The sequence below is a fragment of the Janthinobacterium sp. PSRC1-1 genome (assembly GCF_049897525.1).
GTDB lineage: Bacteria > Pseudomonadota > Gammaproteobacteria > Burkholderiales > Burkholderiaceae_D > Janthinobacterium > Janthinobacterium tructae.
Map to the genome: position 1 here is coordinate 1 of NZ_JAFCWK010000007.1, position 18,922 is coordinate 18,922.

The window sequence follows — 18,922 nt, forward strand, 5'->3', positions numbered from 1 at the left end:
CAAACTGATCATCGGCGCCATGATGCGCAAGCTGGTGCACGTGGCATTCGGCGTGCTCAGGTCGGGGAAAATATTTGATCCGGCCTTGCACGCCGCTTGACGGGGATAACAGTATCTACCTTGCCGAATTGGCGGAAAAATGCCGCGACGTAGGTCGGATTAGCGTAGCGTAATCCGACACATTGTTGACGGCACGTTTCGGATTACCTGGCCGCATCGGGCCAAGGGCGCTCATGCAAATGGCGCGCCCTTTCTATCGGACAGACGAGCGGCAAAAACTGCTGCTGGCGCGCCGAATACGCCATCAGGGCGCCGCTGTCGATATCGAAATACCATCCATGCAATTTCAACACCCCCTGCTCCACCCGGCGCTTCAGCCATGGGTAGGTCAGCAGGTTGTCCAGCGACTGCAATATGCTGGCCAGCTCGCACGCATGGTGCTGCTCTTCCGACGAGCGGTGCGCCAGCTCGCGCCGCACGCGCTGCGCCACCGGTTCGGCGATGCGCATCCACTGTCCCACGAAGTCCGTTTCCTGGTCTTGCGCGCGCGGCTGCGGTTCCAGCAGCGCGCGAATGCCGCCGCAACGAGCATGGCCCAGCACGATGACCCTCGCCACTTCGAGCTTGCAGACGGCAAACTCGATGGCCGAGCTGACGCCGGGCGGCGCGTCGGGCGTGCACGGCGGCACCAGGTTGGCGATATTGCGCACCACGAACATGTCACCCGGGTCGCTGCCCGTCAGCAGCATGGGGTCGACGCGCGAATCGCAGCAGCCGATCAGCAAGGTCGTGGGACGCTGCCCGTCGCGCAGGCTGTCGTACAAGGTCTGCGGCTCGCTGAAGTACTGCTGCTGAAACAGGCTGAAGCCGTTGACGAATTTTTCCAGTTCTTCCATGACATACTCTCATTTCCTCAACGTCTGGCAAGAACGACTTGCCAGACATTCCAACTTTAGCAAGGCATAGCCGCATTCTTGCGCGCATAGCACCACCAGGTGATCGCGATGCAGCTGACATAGAAGCCGATGAAGCACCACAGGGCCGCGTCGGGGCTGCCCGTCAGCGAAATCGAGGTGCCATAGCTTTTCGGGATGAAGAAGGCGCCATAGGCCGCCACGGCCGACGTGAAGCCCAGGACTGCCGCGCCTTCCTTGTTGGCGTCGACGATGGCTTGCTCCTGCGCCGCCTTGCCCTTGCCGGCTGCCGCGCGCTGGTGCTCCGTCAGGAAGATCACGGGGATCATGCGGAAGGTCGACGCATTGCCGATGCCCGTACCGGCGAACAGCAGCATGAACATCCAGAAGAAGCCGCTGAAGCTGCCGCCTGCGCCGGCTTGCGGCATGAAGTACAGCACGCCCAGCACGGCGCCTATCATCAAGAGGAAGGACCACAGGGTGACACGGGCGCCGCCCAGTTTATCGGAAATGACGCCGCCAGCCACGCGCGCCAGCGCGCCGACCAAAGGTCCCAGGAAGGCGTAATCGAGCGGGTTCACGTCGGGGAACTGGATCTTGATCAGCAGCGGAAACGCGGCCGAATAACCGATGAAGGAGCCGAAGGTGCCCGTGTACAGCCAGCACATGAGCCAGTTGTGCTTGCGCTTGAAGATCACGGCCTGCTCGGAAAACGAGGCCTTGGCCGAGGCCAGGTCATTCATGCCGAACCAGGCCAGCAAGGTCGACAGCGCGATGAACGGCACCCAGATGAAGCCCGCGTTCTGCAGCCACATCTCCTTGCTCACGCCATTCTTGACCCAGGTCAGCGAATCGCCGCCCCAGGCGCCGAAGACGGCGAAGGTGATCACCAGCGGCACGACGAACTGCACCACCGACACGCCCAGGTTGCCCAGGCCCGCATTCATGCCCAGCGCGAAGCCCTTGCTCGCCTTCGGATAGAAAAAGCTGATGTTGGCCATCGACGAGGCGAAATTGCCACCGCCAAAGCCGCACAGCAGGGCCAGGATCAGCATGGTCGGATAGCCCGTGTTCACATCCTGCACGGCCAGGCCGATGCCGATGGCGGGAATCAGCAGCGAGCCGGTGGAAATGGCCGTCCAGCGCCGGCCGCCGAAAATCGGCACCATGAACGAATAAAAGATGCGCAAGGTGGCGCCGGACAGGCCCGGCAAGGCCGTCAGCCAGAACAGCTGGTTGTTACTGTAGGTGAAACCGATGTTGGGCAGGTTGACCACCACCACGCTCCACACCATCCATACGGCGAACGCCAGCAGCAGCGCGGGAATCGAGATCCACAGATTGCGCGCGGCCGTGGACTTGCCCGTGTTTTGCCAGAAGCTGGGGCTTTCCGGCTCCCAGGTATTGATCATATAGCGGCTCATGCTTTAGCTCCTGCAGGTTGATTGATAGTCGCCGCACGCAGCGGCTTGAACGAGAAATACATCCAGACGAGGGAAACGCAGACGGTGCCGTACAGCAGCATGAAGGCGCTCGAACGCACGCCGGTGAAGTCCACCAGGGCGCCGAACATCACGGGCAGGATGAAGCCACCGAGACCGCCGGCCAGGCCCACCACGCCCGAGACGGCGCCGATGTTATCGGAAAAATCATCGCCGATGAACTTGAAGACGGACGCCTTGCCCACGGCCATGGCAATGCCGACGATGAACAGCAGCACGGTGAACCACAGCGGCGACAGGCCGATGTGGATGGCCAGCGGCCCCGTGACGGTCTCGATCACCATCTGCGTTTGCGGATACGACAGCAGGAAGAAGCACACCCAGCAGACCCACATCACGGCCCAGGTCACCTTGGCGGCGCCGTATTTGTCCGAGATCCAGCCGCCAAACGCGCGCAGCACGCCGCCCGGCAGCGAGAAGCAGGCAGCCAGCAGCGCCGCGTGCTTTAAATCAAAACCGTATTCGGCCACGTAATACTTCGTCATCCACAGCGCCAGCGCCACATAGCCGCCAAACACCACCGAGTAGTACTGGCAGTAGCGCCATACGCGCGGGTCCTTCAGCACCTTCATCTGCGCCGAAAAACTCTCGCCCGATGGCGCCAGGTGCGATTTGTCCGTATACGAGAACAGCCAGAAGATGATGGCCGTGGCCAGCATGGCCACCGCATACACCTTGGGCAGCATTTGCCAGCCGAAGGCGGCGACGATGCCCGGCGCGACGAACTTGGTCAGCGCGGAACCGGAGTTGCCGGCGCCGAAGATGCCCATCGCCAGGCCGCGGCGCTCCTTTTCATACCAGCGCGCCACATACGGCGTGCCGACGGAAAACGAGCCGCCCGCCAGGCCCACGAACATGCCCAGCACGAGGAAATGCCAGTAGGCGGTGGCGTAGGAGATCAGGTAGATCGGCACCACGCTGGCCAGCATCAGCAGGAAGAAGACGCGGCGTCCGCCGTATTTGTCGGTCCAGATGCCCAAGGGTACGCGCACGAGGGAGCCCGTCAGCACGGGCATGGCGGCCAGCAGGCCGAATTGCGTTTCCGTCAAGCCCAGGCTGGTCTTGATGGGGATGCCCAGTACGGCAAACATCATCCATACCGCAAAGCAGATGGTAAACGCGAAGGTACTGCTGACCAATACGGAAAACTGCTTGCGCCGCATGCCGGGTTCGACTGCCTTGTTACTACTGTTGTTCTTAGTGCCATCTAGGGTAGCCACGATGTTTCTCCATGAATGCACTGGCCGTCTGGCCAGCCGTCCCGACCAGCTTACGTGGCAGAGGCGAAAGGCACTATCGGCCACAGGGTGATTCTGGAAAAGCAATCTGGATAGCCGCATCGGCAAAAGTGACTAGACCGCCGAGCGTCGCACTAGGCTGAATGGAAGGCCGGAATGGCCGGCACGATACAACCAGGCTGGGGCGAACCGGCGCCGAGCGCGACCTGAAAAAGCAAGCCCGCGGACACGCAATTACAGCCATTCCTTGATCTACATCAGGAACATGACATTGGCTGGCAAAACCGCCTTGCCGCGTCACCGCTCTATCCTATTCGCCTCCCGCCGCCAGCATTCCCCAGTAGCGGCAAGAGCGTCACCAAGAGGAGTTGCCATGAAAATATTCTTTTGCACTATCCTGTTGCTACTTTCACAGGCATTTCCGGCATCGCCACGCGCCAGCGAAAGGCTGCCCGCGCTGGCCGCCAGCCAGTCGCAAACCTCCGTTTCCGGCCTGTCCGCAGGCGCATTCATGGCCGTGCAATACCAGGTCGCCTATTCGGGATCGGTGATCGGCGCCGGCATCGTCGCCGGGGGCCCGTATTACTGTGCCATTGGCTTGGCCGCACGTACCGCGCTGTGCATGGGCTGGATGAGGCCTTTTGAACCGGGACCGCAGCGCATGCTGCACGCGGCCGAAGATTTCGCCACCATAGGCCTGATCGACCCGCTCGACAACTTGAGGCACAAGCGGATCTATATATTCAGCGGCCTGAACGACAAAGTCGTGGTACCGCCCCTGGTGGACGCTACGGCCGTTTTTTTCAGGGATGCCGGCGTTCCCGCCGAGAATATGCTGTATGTCAAGAATGTTCCTGCCGGACATGCCATGATCTCGCCTTCGTATGGCGGCGACTGCGCCACGAATGGAGGCCAATACATCAACCACTGCGAAGTCGACGGCGCGGCATATGACCAGCCTGGCTCGATACTCAAGCACATCTATGGCGACTTGAATCCGCCGGTGCGCAAGCGCACGGACAAGGCGAAAAGCTTCAATCAGCGCGAGTTTTCCGTGGGATGGACCAGCCTAGATGCCGATGCCCATGTGTATATCCCAGCCATCTGCCTGCGCGAGCCCGGCTGCCGTATCCATGTGGCATTTCATGGTTGCGAGCAGACCCAGGCGGATGTCGCCGATGCCTTTTATGAAAAAACCGGCTATAACGATTGGGCCGACAGTAATAAAATCATCATCCTGTATCCGCAACTGCGGCGTGTCGGCATTCTCAATCCCCTCGGGTGCTGGGACTGGATCGGCTATACGGGACTGAACTACGCGTTGCGTTCAGGAGCGCAGATGTCCGCGGTGCATGCGATGCTGACGCGGCTGATGTCCGCCCCGAACTGAGCGTGGATGATTGCCGCCCGCTTCTTCGTCCGGGCGGCAAGGCGCAAACCCGCCGGCGCCTCATGCGATTTGACGGCGTGTTTGCCAGCGTGGCAATAAAGACGCAAGATGATGGCACCGCACGCCCGCTGGGCGATATCGGCTAGGCAAAACCCGACTGGAAAGGAGTATTCATTGATGTATTACGCAGGAAACAGCGCCGCACAGCGTGACGAGAGCACCGTGCTGGTCAGCACTGCAAGACCCGAAGAGATCGACGCCATGCTCGCCTGCGATGCGTACGCGCAGGCGCACGCCAGCCGGGGCGAGGCCGTGCGCGCCGCCGTCGGCCAGGGCCACTGCCAGGTGGCCATCCGCGCGGGCCAGGTGGCAGGCTATGTCCTCACGCACGGCGATTTCTTCGGCCACGGCTTCGTCTCGCTGGTGGTGGTCGCTCCCGGGCAGCAGCGGCGCGGCGTTGGCTTGCGCCTGCTGGCGGCGGCCGAAGCCGCGTGCCGGACAGGGAAGCTATTCACCTCGACGAACCAGTCCAACGGCGCCGCGCAACGGCTGTTCGCCAGTGCCGGCTTCGTGCGCAGCGGCCAGATCGACCATCTCGACGAGGGTGACCCGGAGCTGGTGTACGTGAAATTGCTGCGCTAGGGCCGCCTTATCCCGACGGCGTATGGCGCGCCACGCCAAACGCGGCTATGCTGGCGCCATCGTCAATCAACGCCCACCACATCACGCATGGATTATCTGAGTCTCAAGCATTTCCACATGGGCTGCGCCGCCGCCAGCGGCTTTCTTTTCCTCTTGCGCGGCGCCTGGATGCTGCGCGCCTCGCCCGCCTTGCAGCAGCGCTGGGTGAAAATCCTGCCGCACCTGGTCGACACGGCCCTGCTGGCCAGCGCCATCACCCTGGCCGTGTGGAGCGGCCAGTCGCCGGGCAGCCAGCCGTGGCTGGCCGCCAAGCTGTGCGCGCTGGTGGCCTACATCGTGCTGGGCACCATCGCGCTAAAACGGGGCAAGACGCCGGCCGTGCGCGGCGCCGCCTTCGCGCTCGCAGTGCTGGTCTTCGCCTACATCATCGCCGTGGCCGTCACCAAACAGGCCTGGCCACTCTGATGCATCAGAAAATGTAGCGCAAGGTCAGGCTGGCATTGCGCGGCGCGCCCCAGTAGCCCTGGTTGTACATGCCGAGCTGGCTGTAGTAATGCTTGTCGAACAGGTTGTTGACGTTTGCCTGCAGCGACAGCTGGCGCGACAACGCGTATTTGGCCATCAGGCTGGCCACGGCATAGCCGCCCTGCTCCACGCGTTCGACACCGTTCGGCCCCGTGGCATCGCGGTAGGCGCCGCTCTGCCAGTTCACGCCGCCGCCCACGGACAAGGCGCGCCAGTCGCCAGACATCTGGTACGTGGAAAACACGCGCGCCAGTGTTTGCGGCACATAGCTGTTCAAGCGCGTGCCCGTGCTGTCCTCAGCCACCGCGTGCGACACGCTGGCCGATACGTTCCAGCCCTGCGCCAGCTCGCCCGAGACGTCCAGTTCCACGCCCTTGCTGGTGGTGCCCGATGCCGCGAAATACGCCTGCGTCAGCGAATTGCCGACAAAATGGCCCGTGTCTTCCTGCGCCAAGCCATCTTGCGCGATGCGGAACACGGCCAGCGCCGCGTTCAATCGGCCGCCAAAATACTCGCCCTTCACGCCCGCTTCCAGATTCTTGCCCTGTACGGGGTCGAGGTAGCGGCCGAACCGGTCCTGGTAGCCCTGCGGTTTGAAGATCTTGCTGTAGCTGGTGTAGAGCGCATGCTGCGCATCGATATCCCATACCAGGCCCGCATACGGCGTGACCGCATGCTTGGCATACGCGTAGCTGCCGCCCCAGTCGTCAACATGGTCGGCCTTGTAGCGGCTTTAGCGCGCGCCGACGATCAGTTTCAGGGGATCGGCCAGCGAAAAGCGCGCCGTGCCATAGATGCCGCGCTGCTGCACCTTATCGAGCAGCTTCCAGCGCGAGAAATTCGGGTTGTTCCAGTCCGGTTATCGCGGTTCTGCCATTTACGGATCGTCAGGCGGCTCACGTTATAACGCTCGGCAAGCTCCCGTTGGGACAGTGTCGAGTTACGGATTTCTTCCCGGATCAGGTGGTTGGTGCGGGCTCGGCTGTGATGGGCTTGGGTCATGGCGCTGGCGGTGGGGTGACATGAATCAACCATGTACTCAACAGGCGCCTAGTTTAACAGGGGCCTAGCTTTTAAGTAGGGCAAGCTGCAAATAGGACTATGAACACCCGATTCTAAACACTTAGACAGTTCGTACATGCAAGGCGAAGTCTGCATTCTGGACGCCGTCAAACAGCTCCACCTTCGCTTCGAACATTGCAGGCACACGGACGCGCGCCAAGATGGCTCGGAGTGAAGATAAGAGCGAGTGTCTGATTGGGCAGTAGTGCGGTAGTGAGCGTCAATCAGGCATGACTCAGTCATCAGTTCGCTCAGCTCTAGTGGTGTAGCTGATAGCGGCCTGGCAGAATGTCGTTGGCCGGCGCACTCGCCCGAATCAAGCACGGTTTCCGACGCAGCGTTCAACGGCCAACTGCGACAAAGCCCGACCAGAAATACGGATGGCGAAAATCGGTACTGTTGCCATGCGCTTTAGCGAGCATGGCTTGACGCAAAGCGAACGCAACTGGGCTGCCGGGCGCTTGTCGATACGCTTTCAGTGCGTCGACAATCAGCGTTTCGGTGGAGCTGGTTTCCACCGGCCATAGCGTTGCGAGCACAGTGCGCGCACCCGCCAGCAGAAAGGCGCTGGTCAGCCCGGAAAAGCCCTCACCGTCCGACAAACCGTCGGATGCAGAGGTGTCACAGGCGCTGAGGATCACCAAATCCGCATCAAGCCGCAGGCGCCCGATCTCAGCGGCGGTAAGGAATCGATCCGATGGATTTTTCCCGCCGCTCAGCAGCAGGCTCGGGCCTAAAGTATGCTGCATCTTTCGCCCCAGCAGCCCATGTGTGCTGAATAATAGGATGCGAAAATCGAACAGCGGGGCTTTAAGCAAGGCTTGTTTGGTCGCCTTTTGTTTCGTCATTAATTCCGTTCCGTTGCCGGGAAACAAGGCAGCGGCTGAATTCAGCTCCCTGCCGAAAGACGATCTTGTGACGGTTTCAATTGGTGCGGAAGATGCAAAGGTGGCGATAAAACTGCCCCGAGTACTGAGCGAGGACAGATTCACCGGTGCAGCAGACAGCAATGGATCGCCTACGCCCAAGAACGGCCGCGAGGCTCGCGAGAGGGGATGTCCGTCCAGCTCTACCGACGCGGAATACGACGGGGACATGGTTATCGCTATCAGATCGACTAGCCACGGGGCGGACGGCTTGACCGGTTTGTCGTCAGCAGGTATCAGGGCGGACCATGGAATCCGGTCCAGCAGCGCGGGTGGGGAAATGATCCATTGCCTTGCTGGCGGCATCGTCAGCGCAATAGGGCTGAATAGCCCGCTAAACAGACGGCCAGCCGCTTGACGCGGGTACGGGGGTAGTTGCCCTGGCTTCCAGTTGGTCTTAGGAGTCAGCGCATGCTGAAGCTGACCCATGTGCTGCCGTATTTCGGTAACCGGCATATCCAGCGGATGCAGCCAGATGCCGTTTCCTGTCACCGCGATAATGGTATTGGCGTCTGGGTGCAATATCCATTGCCAGTGCACGGTATCTTGCGGCATCTTCAACGCGGCGCCGGCCAGCCGCTTCGCGTCGATCATATGATTATGTTCGAAAATATCCGCCTTGATGGCGCGCAGTTCCGCTGTGATTTCACGCACGCGGGTCTGCGTCGCGGCCCGGTCTATCGTCAACGTATTTGTTTCTTTTGCGGCGACTGCCAGGAGTCCGCGCTGTTCCATGAGTTCGTCCACGAGCAGGCCTTCTCGATATAGAGCCTGTTTGAGCGTGGCGTCCGGCGACCGAAGCGAATACGCCGCTTGGCGGACGCTGACATCCGCTCGGGAAGCGCTGAAGTCCTGCATGATCTCCAGGATAAGCTGCCGGGTTTCATCATCCTGAACGGGGCTAGCCCGATACTCGGCAATTAGTCCAATCAGTTTTGCTTGCACCGATGAGAGCAAGGTGTCAAACGGAATCCGGCGCTGGCCCAGCGTCGAGGAACGCTCGAGAAGCGTGGCGGCGAGGATGCGTTTTCTTGCCGAGCGCAGCGCTGCGATGGCGGCCTCGGGGTCTTTCTGCTGGATGGCAATAGCCGCGAAAACCTCTTCGACCTGCGCCATTGGAATGCTAGCGGACAGTTCCTGCATCTCATAACGCAAAGCGATCTTATGGGTCGTCATCAACAGCTGCATGGCGTCGTCCATGCGATTCAGAAGGATGTACGCCTTCACCACCCGTAATCTCGATTTGACGAATCCGGTATTGGTACGTTCATCGCCCAGTACGACTGTTTCTGCCTTCAGCATGACATCGTTTGTCAATGGGTTTTGCAGCGCGCGGAAGCCAGCTTCCATTTCAAGATCGGGTAAAGCTTTCCTTGCAATAGCGATAGCACGTGCAGATTCCCCGACCCGCACTAGGGCGTCGGTTTCGTCCATGGCAGCCAGATTGCGGCTGATACTGCTCTGGTTTCCCAATAGCGTCAGGAAAATATTCAACTGTTTTTGATAGCGCTCTTTATCCTGTTCAAAGTAGATCAGCCTTGTCTTCGTCTTTTGCGTGGCGGCCTCGTCCTCGTCGAACAGCCGCTTCATTAACGTCTGACCCGTGCCAAATAATTCCTTGTCCGAACTGTCCCATGTAGTCGGAACTATCCGGAGGGCTGGATATAGTGCAATGATGCGGTCAACAATCATCAATGCCAACGATGTGTTGCCTTGATTAAGGCTAATATTCAGTATAGTTTTGAGTTCGTTGACCTCCTGCATCGGAGTCGCAGATGATTTGTCCAGATTCCTCGCTTCGTCGGAATAAAATAAATCCTCGCCTTCCGCATATCGCCCAAGGCTGAGCAATGCGCCTACAATGCACAAACTGGATTCTTTCTTTTCGGCGGCATTAGTTGCTAATCGCTCCTGAAACCGACATATTCGCAGGCGCTGCGCATATTGACCTGTCATGCCGTAAAAAAGCAAGATGTTTCTCAGATTAAAATCGTTAAATCCTGGATTTCTTAATGCCGGTGTTTTGCCCGGTTCCAGATAGCCTCCAAATATTTTCTTCTCCAGTTCCGCAGGAGTGCCGCTTGCAAGCGTCGGTTCCTGAGAATTGGCCGTTCCAAATAGGAAAGCCAAAACGATAAGAATGAATTGTTTGCGCATATTCATATTGCCATATTGCCACCTGCCTCACTGATGGACTATCCATAACGACACACTGGGTTCCCCCATCATGCTCTCTATCCGGACTTTGCCATTTTTAGCCTGCGGCGGCCTTTTAACGGTGTAAAGCGAGTTGCGCAACTGAAGCGCGCGGTAGATGATTCTTCTGTCGTTGTCGGGTGACGTCCCAATTTCGGCATTAATTCGTCTGATCGTGTCGTTCTTGTCGCCCGATGCAAAAATATGGATTTTTTCGACGCCGACTTTATTGTCCAGCTTGAATGTTTTTTGGGAATCCAGCGGCAAGGTCAGCTCCCTTTGCTGCGTTTTCTGTTCTTCCATGAGCCTGCTAGGGAAATAACGTTGAATGCTGCCGTCGCTATTTTCGCAAACCACATAAAACCACGAATCCCTGGTGGCCTTCACACGGATTTGATACTCTTCGCCGCTCTTCAATTCCGCTGGACTGGACAAAGGTTTGTTCCCGGACAAGAGATATGCTTCGATCGCCAGCGGGACGTACTCATCCCTAATCAGGCGGTTTAATCTTGCCCTTAGATAGGAATACACCTCGTCTTCCCGGTTGGCCGGCTTGACCAAGGAAGAATGATCGCGGTCGAAGGCAATATCGCGCTCGTCGCAGCCATGCTGAGAGCGGCTGCGTGGAACAATAACGGAAATCGCCAGCGTGCGGGTCTCGTAAATGCAGAAAGTTTTTGGATACGGATTCGCCTGCGTACGGTGGCGCAGCATCGCAGCCCAGTCATCATCTTCCATCTGTAGGAACATGTTCACATCCGAAGGAGACATATTGCTGAACTGCGGGTTCTTGCTGATCCATGAGGCGAGTTCCGCATTGTCGGAACCACCTGCGGGCGTGGCGAAAAAAAAGACCGCTCCGACTTTTTTCAATGCATCGGGGTTGTCCTGGTTCAGTTGCAGCAGAGCTCGCCTTGCGACCAGTCCTCCCATACTGTGAGTAACGAAGATTACCCTGGAATAACGGATGAAGACATCCTCTTGGTCCAGCTTCGAACGCAATCTAGTCGCGATTTCATTGATATTGCTTGCGCGCTGTAACGGATCGCTAGCGTACCCCAAACTGATGACATCTATCGGCTCCGCAATGGCTGGATCGCGAGCCAAAAGCTCGGGCCATCCTTGCTGTGCCGATTGGGCCTTGAAAGTCGTTGACGCATTTCCCAGAATGCCATGCACAAACACCACCAAGGTGCGGGCAGGACCGCCGACAGCCGAAAAAGAGAGATCAGGGTTGGGCGTCCCCGGCGAACTCTGGTCACATGCTAAAAGCGCCACGCTGAAGCATAGCAGGAGCGCACAGCGGAGGTAGCAGGACATGATATTGACTCCTTCGACGAAGGAATAACAGCAGGAGGTATATTCGTCAATTTAACAAAATATATCAATAATGTCTACTATGTTGATACGCGTTGTTGAATTTTTGTGCCGGCAACTACCGGCCAATACCAGACCGGTCACAAATTCCGCATTTGAATCATTAGCAAATTTTTCTAAATTTCCCTAATTGCGATTGCTAAGCATCAACTTTAAGGGATTTTTGAGAATTTCTATAGTGAATCCACGATTTGAGACAGCAGTTTAAGCTATGGTCCTCAACGGAGGATGGCAGCCAATGACGGAAGCAAAGAAGCGGAAAGTGCACAGCGCGGAGTTCAAGGCGAAGGGCGGGCTTGAGGCCGTGCGCGGGGTCAAGACGGTCAATGAGATCGCCCAACTGCACGGCGCTCATCAGGTGATGGTGAGCCAGTGGAAGAAGGAAATTCTCGCCCTCCCCGGTACCTTGTTCGAGGGCAAACGAGGTCCCAAGGTGGATGCTGCGCAAGAGGACGAGGACCGACTCTACGGCGAGACCTGGCGCCTGATGATGGAGCTGGACTGGTTTAAAAAAAGTCAGGCCTGTAAGCAGCGCCGTGCGGCTGAGCTGAGTCGAGCGGGAAGGCAAGCTGTCTCTGCTGCGCCAATGTGAACTGGACGGCGCCGCCTTCGCGCTCGCCGTGCTGGTATTCGCCTACATCATCGCCGTGGCCGTCACCAAACAGGCCTGGCCACTGTGAGGCATCCGTCCTGCCGGGCGCGTCAGCTTGCACGGCGATGATAGTCTTAACAACATCATGGACAAACCGGCCATCCCGGCCATGCCCCCATTCAAAGGCGAACATGCTGCTATCTGAACTGCTGACCAAGCTGACCTGCGGTGACCTGGAAGGCGAAGAACTCGACGCAGCCGTCGCCGCCATCACCGAGGCGCCCTCCGCGCCGCGCGACGAGTGGATCGACAGCGATGCGCAGGCCTACGCGGTGGCGATCCTCTCGCACCTGGCCGGGCATATGGCGTCAAGCGACAAGATCGATGAACTGCACGAGCAGATACAGGACATGTTCGACGAATTCCCCGACTTCCCGTACGAAATGCTCGAGGACAGCGGCGGTAGCGTGCTGCCCTATTTCGAGTGGCTGGATACGGAACTGGCGCAGCGCGCCGTGGACGAAGGCGGCTATGAGCTGATCCAGATCGACGGCAACGGCGGCGACGAAATGGATGCGCTGGTGGTGTACCGGCGCGATACAAACGACATCATCCAGGCAGCCGCATTGATGGGCGTGACGATAGGCAGGCCGCTCACCTACTATCGCGGCATCGAAGCGATGGTGGGCAAGCGGCCGGGGTAAGAATCAACGCCTATTGCATCGGCAAGGCGCTCACATCGACGGCGGGTGCGTGGCCCGTGGCCGGGCGCGTGAAGTTCTGGCCGGTTTTCACGACCTCGGCGAAGAAGCCGCCGTTACGCAGGTAGAACTTGCCGTTTTCCAGGCCACCCGCGTAATCCATGCGCTGCGCGTTGGTGGCCGTGGCATCGCCCGTGTAGCGCCCTGCCGTCACTTCGGACCAGGCGCCGGAAACGTTCCTTGCCCACTGGTTGCCGAACTGGACGCGGCGCTCCGTGTAGCCCAGGGTATCGATGAAGTTCTCGAGGAAGGAATGCACGCGCGTCAGATACGTGGAAATCGCCGGCCGCTTCCAGGTGGCGATGTAGCGCCACTTGCCCGTTTCGGGCGCGAAGAACCAGGCCGAGTAATCGCTGCCGCCCTTGCCGTCGGGCCGCGCGCGCGTGATGAAGCGGTACGTGGTGCCGGCCGCCCAGTTATATGAAAGGTAGGTTTGCCCGCCCGTGCCCTCGCCGCCAAATGCATTGTCGATGACGCCCTCGCCCTTGCTGACCAGGGTGGTCTTGGTGCCATTGTCGGCGTCCCACACGGAGAACAGGATCCAGCGCTCGGCGGGCGACTTCACCTGGATGCCCATGTAGCCCTGGCCGAAGCCGTTGGCCATGAAGTAGGAACCGATGGCGTCCTGGCCGACGGGGATCGTCATCTCGTTATAAAAATACTCGGTATTGGCCGGCACCGTATAGCCCATGTGCACGGACGGCCCGCGCCGCGACCAGTAGTAATTGGCCGGGTCGTTGGCATAGTTCAGCGTGGCACCGGCCGTCACCTTCAATGCCGCGACCTCGCCGAACGTGGCCTTGGCGCGCGTCAATCCCTGCAAGTCCACCTTCACATAACCGGCCGCCGGCACGTGCACAGTACCGACGGCGTAGGTCTTGCGCGCCTTGCCGGCCAGCCTGACGTCGAACGGCGTGCCGTTGATCTTCACGCGGACGGTGCTGTTGCCGCCATCGGCCAGGCTGGCATCGAGCGCCACCTGGACGGGACCTGCTTCCGCCACGCGGAAATACGTGCTGGCGACGGTAGCGGGATTGCTCCAGCCGGTCAGGCCATGCTCGCCGATGACGGCGCCCTTGTCTGCACTGGTGATGAAGGCATTGCCGGCCAGTTCCACGCTGGCGGGCGTCGCGCACGCCATGGGCGCGGCCACGCAGGCGGCCACGCAGGCTGCAAGTAAAGGCATGGCGGGAAGGACGGCATGGAGTAGTGCACTTCGGTGTTTCATCAACGTCTCCTGGGATGGAAAAAACCCGCTACGGCGGCAGGCGCGGTAGCGGGTCGTAAAGGCTTAGTACTTGCCGTCGAGGGCGAAGATCGGCTTGCGCGCTTTCCACTGGCCGCCCGTGAAGTCGGGGAAGTCCAGGGTCTGGAAGTTGGCGGCGATCGATTGCTCGGACAACGGCGTGATGGCGCTCCACGTCACGGCGTCGTAGATATCGATCGGCATCGGCGCATTGGCCTTCAATGCTTCGACAAAGGCGTGGATGACGAAGAAGTCCATGCCGCCGTGGCCCGCGCCTTCCGCTTGCGCCGCGTATTTGCGCCAGAGCGGGTGCTCATACTTGTCCTGGTAAGCCTTGAAGTCGTCCCACTGGTGCGGCTTGCTGACGCCTTCGATATGAATCGAATTATTCAAGTCCATCCACAGGCCATCCGTGCCTTGCACGCGGAAGCCCAGCGAATACGGGCGCGGCAGGCTCGTATCGTGCTGCAGGATGATGGTTTCGCCGTTCTCGCACGCCAAGGTGGTGGTGACCACGTCGCCCAGCTTGAATTTCACCTTGGCGTTCGCATGCTGCGCGCCGCCCGGCTGCTTGACGATGTAGTCGTGCAAGCCGCGCGCCTTGGTGGCAAAGGCATTGATGCGCGTAAAACGGTTGCCGCGGTTGATGTTCGTGTACATGGCGCACGGGCCGATGCCGTGGCTTGGATACAGCTCGCCATTGCGCTCGACCGAATGCTGCGTGCGCCAATGGGCTTCCGACCAGCCCTTCTCTCCGAATTCCACGCCGCCGCCATACGGCTTGGCCGGATTGCCGCTGTTGAATTTGACGGCGCGCAGGTCATGCTGGTAGCCGCCCTGCAGGTGCAGCAGTTCGCCGAACAGACCCGCACGCACCATCTGCAGCGCGGCCATCACGTCGCGGCGGTAGCATACGTTTTCCAGCAACATGTAGGGCGTGCCCGTCTTCAGCTGGGTATTGAGCACATCCCAGTGGTCTTGCAGGGTGATGCCGGCCACCACTTCACAGCCGACGGCGATCTTCGCCTGCATGGCGGCGATCGCCATCGGTGCGTGGAATTCCCACGGCGTGGCGATGATCACGCCATCGAGGCCGCCCGCGTCCAGCATGCGCTGGTAGGCTTTCTGGTCGCGGTCTTCGCCATAGGTGCGCGGACGCGGCTTGCCGGCCTTCGCCACCTGGCCCAGCGCGTGTTTCAGCATGATCGGTTCGATATCGCACAGGGCAACCACTTCCACGTCATCGCGGCGCACCAGCTCGGCCAGCAGCACCTGGCCGCGCATGCCCGTGCCGATCAGGCCCAGGCGAACCTTGTCGCGGCCGGCGGCGGTTGCGGCGTTGGCCTCGCCAGGCAGCAAGGCGCTGCCGGCCATGGCGCCACCGGCCAGCGCTGCGCTGGCGGACAGGAAATTGCGTCGATTGATTTGTGTCGTCATTGGTCTCTTCTCGCTTCCGTTGGTAATGATCGTCACCGGCCCGCCGCACGGCAGGCCGGCTGCAGTTTAATAGGTGTATTCAGCCGTAAAGCGCACGGAACGCGGTGCCGTGCGTCCATCGACCTGCAGGTAATTGCGGGAGATGGCGCCATGGTCTTCGCGCGTTTCGGTATAGCGGGTGACGGTCTGGCTGTTGAAGACGTTGAACACGTCCACTTTCAGGCTCAGGCCTTTGACGGCGCTGGGAGTATAGGCCACATTCATGTCCAGCTGGGCTTGCCATGGCAGGCGGCCCTGGCTGCCGCGCGGCGCCGGCTTGCCGTTGCAATAGAAGTAGGAATCGCCGTAATTGCCCTCGAACTTCAGATTATCGGGCAGCGCGCCGATGCAGTTGCGCGGCGCACCCGAGATCAGCGACAGGTTGGCGCCCACCATCACGTCCGGGATGACCTGCATGAAGCCGTAGGCCTTGAAAGCGTGGCGGTGGTCGCCCGGCAGGTAGCCATACGCGTTGTACATCAGTTCCTTGTGGTCGTCGCTGACCGTCAGGCCCACGTCGCCGCCGCCGATGCTGTCCGTCTGGCCTTCCATATTGCCCTTCAGGCCGGACAAGGTGTAGGTCAGCTTGCCGTACCAGCCGTTCGTGTACGGGTGCTCGATGAACATGTTCAGGGCGCGGTAGGTGCGCGATGGCAGCGGGTTGCCCCACTCTGCCGCCGAAATATCCACGCGGCGCAGGCCCTTGCCATCGTCAAAGTCCACCATCAGGCTGTTGTCGCGGCCCGGATTGATGATGGCGCACTGGAAGCCGCTCCAGTTAGCCGTATCGACGCTGTTGTGCGTGGCCCACGCTTGCAGCGGACGCGCGTCGCAGGTGTCGTCGTTGGTGTCGTTCAACTTGCGGTACAGGACGCTGGCGCCCACCACCAGCTTCTTGCTCAGGGCGCGTTCGAAGCCCAGCGAGAACTCATCCTGCGACAGCGGTTTGAGGCCAACGGCCGTCACTTCGCGCGCATCGCGGCTCTGGCCATACGCGTTGTTGGCCGAATACGGCTTGCTGATCGCATGCAGGCCCGTCGGCGCGCCCGTGACGAGATCGACGCCAGTGTAGGTGAACATCTCGCTGGTGGCCAGGAAGGGGCTGGCCATGTTGCTCGACAAATTCGATGGCACCGGCAGGTGGTAGCGGCCGCCGTTGGCGAAGAATTTCAGGCTGCCGTCGCCCAGGTAATCCCAGGTGGCGCCCAGGCGCGGGGCGATCATGTTGCGCTGCGAGATGAAGGCCACGCCATCGCTGCTGTAGTTGGTGAACTGTTCGCGGCGCAGGCCCAGGTCCAGCAGCACCCGCTCCGTGACCTGATAGTGATCCTGGATGTACTGCGCCGATTGCACGCTGGTCGGACGCGCCAGGTTGGCATTGAGCTCCTTGCTGACGTAATAGCCCTGCTTGCCGTAGCCGTTGCCCTGGGCCGGCGTCTCAAAGGCGCCATTGATCAGGAGCGTCGGATCCTTGACCTTCTCGTACCTCCAGCGGTAGCCGCCGGCCAGGCTCAGGCCCACCTTCGATTCCACGTCGATGCGGTCGATGCCGCCGCGCAGCGAATGCTTGCCCAGCTTGTATTCCAGGTCCAGGCGCTTGGCTTTCTGGCGGTCTTCCGAGGATGGGTCGACCAGGGTCCCCGTCACCGCCTGCGGATTGGCGTACGTCAGTCCAGGGACACGGGTATCGCTATTCGAGACCGTCTGCGCCAGGCTCGGATCGTAGCCATTCGGCGTGCGGCGGTGCGATGTGCGCGATTCGCCCATCATGGCCGTCACCGTCAGCTTGTCCGTCAGGTAGCCCGTATACTTGAAGATGTCGACATTCGCGCCTGGCGCGGCCGACGAACCGCAGCAGTTGATGGTGGTCTCGCTGCCGCCGCCAGGCACGTTGTTGCGTTTCAAGGTGGCATAGTCGAAGCCATAGCTCTGGCTATCCGTTGTCGTGCGGTCATACAGCTTGGTATATTCAAAGTGATGGTCGTCCGTCAGGTTGTAGTCCAGCTTGGCCATCATGCGGTCAACCTTGCTCCTGCTTTCGCGCCAGCCGTTCGGCAGCACCTTGTCCGAGTCGTCGCGCGCACCGGCGACGGCGCCGCCGTCCGTGCGCGTCTGTTCCAGCGCCACGAAGGCGAACAGCTTGTTCTGGATCAGCGGCCCGCTGCCGTACAAGCCGACGACCTTGCTGGTGCTGCCGTTATCGCGATTCCAGTACTTCAAGGTGCCATCCGTGCCCGGATTGGCACCCGTGTTCGGGTAATACCGGTTTTCCGTTGTGCCCTTCAGCGAACGGGGGATGATGGAGACCTTGCCGCCGAATTCGACCTTGTTGCCGCCGCTCTTGGTGGTGATATTGATCACGCCGCCCGTGGAGCGGCCAAACTCCGAGCCGTAGCCGCCCGACAGCACCTGCAGGTTGGAAATCGCACCGAACGGCAGCTCCGACGCGCCCACCTGGGTGAGGATGTTCGTGATCGGGAAACCGTTGACGTAGAAGGCGTTTTCCGACTGGCCCGAGCCGCCGATCGACGGCGCATTGCCGTACACGCTGTTGGTGCCGCGCGCCACGCCGGGCGTCAGCTGCACGATGGAAGCCACATCATTGCCGACCGGCAGCGCTTTCAATTCCTTGGCGGTGAAGATCACGCCATTGTTCGTGTTCGATACGTCGATCGGGTTGCGCGATGCTTTCACAACGACGGTTTGCTCCTGGCCCACGGAACCAGCCACGCTGGCCGGACCGAAGTTCGCTTCCGCACCGGCGCCGATCAGGGCTTCGACTTCCTGCGACGCTTCCACCGAACCGGCACGCAGCACACGCACCGCATAGCGGCCTGGCGGCATGGAATTGGCCACATAGCGGCCCGACGTATCGGGCGTCAGGCTGCGCCGCACGCCCGTCGCCAGGTTTTCCAGCACCACGGTGGCGCCGGCCGGTGCGCTCACTTCGCCGAAAATGGTACTGGTGGCATTCGACTGTGCCCAGGCCTGGCCTGGCACGCCGGCCGCCAGTGCGATCACGATCGCGGCGGCGCGGCTGATGTCGCGCAATTTGAGTCGGGTGCTATGCATGCT

13 protein-coding genes and 4 pseudogenes are annotated in these 18,922 nt (G+C 60.4%); 7 read left to right on the plus strand and 10 right to left on the minus strand.

Annotated elements, in window-relative coordinates:
* Nucleotides 1-100, plus strand: a pseudogene (locus ACP7DW_RS16440) (IS110 family transposase); the annotation flags it as partial.
* A gap of 103 nt (nt 101-203) precedes the next feature.
* Here ACP7DW_RS16440 and ACP7DW_RS16445 read toward each other — a convergent pair.
* From ACP7DW_RS16445 to ACP7DW_RS16455, 3 genes are read right to left on the minus strand one after another with little or no spacing between them, the layout of a single operon-like run.
* On the minus strand, nt 204-896 hold the full coding sequence (locus ACP7DW_RS16445) for a carbonic anhydrase (protein WP_426055773.1): 693 nt from the start codon (nt 894-896) through the stop codon (nt 204-206).
* Between the two features lie 56 nt (nt 897-952).
* On the minus strand, nt 953-2,338 hold the full coding sequence (locus ACP7DW_RS16450) for a NarK family nitrate/nitrite MFS transporter (protein WP_426055774.1): 1,386 nt from the start codon (nt 2,336-2,338) through the stop codon (nt 953-955).
* Entirely contained in the window at nt 2,335-3,579 is a 1,245-nt protein-coding gene (locus tag ACP7DW_RS16455) for an MFS transporter (RefSeq protein ID WP_426056052.1), read from the minus strand. The genes ACP7DW_RS16450 and ACP7DW_RS16455 overlap by 4 nt, the downstream gene beginning before the upstream one ends.
* Before the next feature lie 448 nt (nt 3,580-4,027).
* Here ACP7DW_RS16455 and ACP7DW_RS16460 point away from each other — a divergent pair, with 448 nt between their 5' ends.
* The 3 genes from ACP7DW_RS16460 (at nt 4,028) to ACP7DW_RS16470 (ending at nt 6,151) form a co-directional block, all read left to right on the plus strand.
* Nucleotides 4,028-5,044 carry an extracellular catalytic domain type 2 short-chain-length polyhydroxyalkanoate depolymerase gene (locus ACP7DW_RS16460; protein ID WP_426055775.1) on the plus strand — a complete coding sequence of 339 codons (1,017 nt, stop codon included), beginning with the start codon at nt 4,028-4,030 and terminating at the stop codon, nt 5,042-5,044.
* Nucleotides 5,045-5,221: 177 nt separating this feature from the next.
* A complete protein-coding gene (locus tag ACP7DW_RS16465) occupies nt 5,222-5,686 on the plus strand; it encodes a GNAT family N-acetyltransferase (protein ID WP_426055776.1) in 465 nt (154 codons plus the stop codon).
* An 87-nt stretch (nt 5,687-5,773) separates the two neighbouring features.
* Nucleotides 5,774-6,151 (plus strand): SirB2 family protein, encoded by a 378-nt coding sequence (locus ACP7DW_RS16470; protein ID WP_035818381.1) that lies wholly within the window; start codon nt 5,774-5,776, stop codon nt 6,149-6,151.
* A gap of 4 nt (nt 6,152-6,155) precedes the next feature.
* Here the strand turns inward: ACP7DW_RS16470 and ACP7DW_RS16475 are convergent.
* Nucleotides 6,156-6,878, minus strand: a pseudogene (locus ACP7DW_RS16475) (TonB-dependent siderophore receptor); the annotation flags it as partial.
* Between ACP7DW_RS16475 and ACP7DW_RS16480 the strand changes: the two are divergent.
* The gene (locus ACP7DW_RS16480; RefSeq protein WP_426056057.1) at nt 6,837-7,118 is read left to right on the plus strand and encodes a hypothetical protein; all 282 of its coding nucleotides are present in this window, start codon (nt 6,837-6,839) and stop codon (nt 7,116-7,118) included. The pseudogene ACP7DW_RS16475 and the gene ACP7DW_RS16480 sit on opposite strands and share 42 nt — an antisense overlap.
* Here the strand turns inward: ACP7DW_RS16480 and ACP7DW_RS16485 are convergent.
* From ACP7DW_RS16485 to ACP7DW_RS16495, 3 genes and pseudogenes are all read right to left on the minus strand, one after another.
* A pseudogene (locus ACP7DW_RS16485) lies at nt 7,070-7,213 on the minus strand (IS481 family transposase); the annotation flags it as partial. The gene ACP7DW_RS16480 and the pseudogene ACP7DW_RS16485 sit on opposite strands and share 49 nt — an antisense overlap.
* A gap of 401 nt (nt 7,214-7,614) precedes the next feature.
* Nucleotides 7,615-10,356, minus strand: a complete 2,742-nt coding sequence (locus ACP7DW_RS16490; RefSeq protein ID WP_426055777.1) for a CHAT domain-containing protein — start codon at nt 10,354-10,356, stop codon at nt 7,615-7,617.
* A 27-nt stretch (nt 10,357-10,383) separates the two neighbouring features.
* Nucleotides 10,384-11,715: an alpha/beta fold hydrolase gene (locus tag ACP7DW_RS16495; RefSeq protein WP_426055778.1), complete on the minus strand. Its 1,332-nt coding sequence runs from the start codon at nt 11,713-11,715 to the stop codon at nt 10,384-10,386.
* A 295-nt stretch (nt 11,716-12,010) separates the two neighbouring features.
* Here ACP7DW_RS16495 and ACP7DW_RS16500 point away from each other — a divergent pair.
* Together ACP7DW_RS16500 and ACP7DW_RS16505 are read left to right on the plus strand one after the other, a co-directional pair.
* Nucleotides 12,011-12,320 (plus strand): annotated as a pseudogene (locus tag ACP7DW_RS16500) (IS3 family transposase); the annotation flags it as partial.
* Nucleotides 12,321-12,555: 235 nt separating this feature from the next.
* Nucleotides 12,556-13,068, plus strand: a complete 513-nt coding sequence (locus tag ACP7DW_RS16505; protein WP_426055779.1) for a hypothetical protein — start codon at nt 12,556-12,558, stop codon at nt 13,066-13,068.
* A 10-nt stretch (nt 13,069-13,078) separates the two neighbouring features.
* Here the strand turns inward: ACP7DW_RS16505 and ACP7DW_RS16510 are convergent, their stop codons facing one another.
* From ACP7DW_RS16510 to ACP7DW_RS16520, 3 genes are all read right to left on the minus strand, one after another.
* Complete coding sequence (locus ACP7DW_RS16510; RefSeq protein WP_426055780.1) at nt 13,079-14,353, minus strand: DUF3472 domain-containing protein; 1,275 nt, start codon at nt 14,351-14,353, stop codon at nt 13,079-13,081.
* Nucleotides 14,354-14,416: 63 nt separating this feature from the next.
* A complete protein-coding gene (locus ACP7DW_RS16515; protein ID WP_426055781.1) occupies nt 14,417-15,808 on the minus strand; it encodes a Gfo/Idh/MocA family protein in 1,392 nt (463 codons plus the stop codon).
* Between the two features lie 66 nt (nt 15,809-15,874).
* Nucleotides 15,875-18,919: a TonB-dependent receptor gene (locus ACP7DW_RS16520; RefSeq protein ID WP_426055782.1), complete on the minus strand. Its 3,045-nt coding sequence runs from the start codon at nt 18,917-18,919 to the stop codon at nt 15,875-15,877.
* Nucleotides 18,920-18,922: the final 3 nt, after the last annotated feature.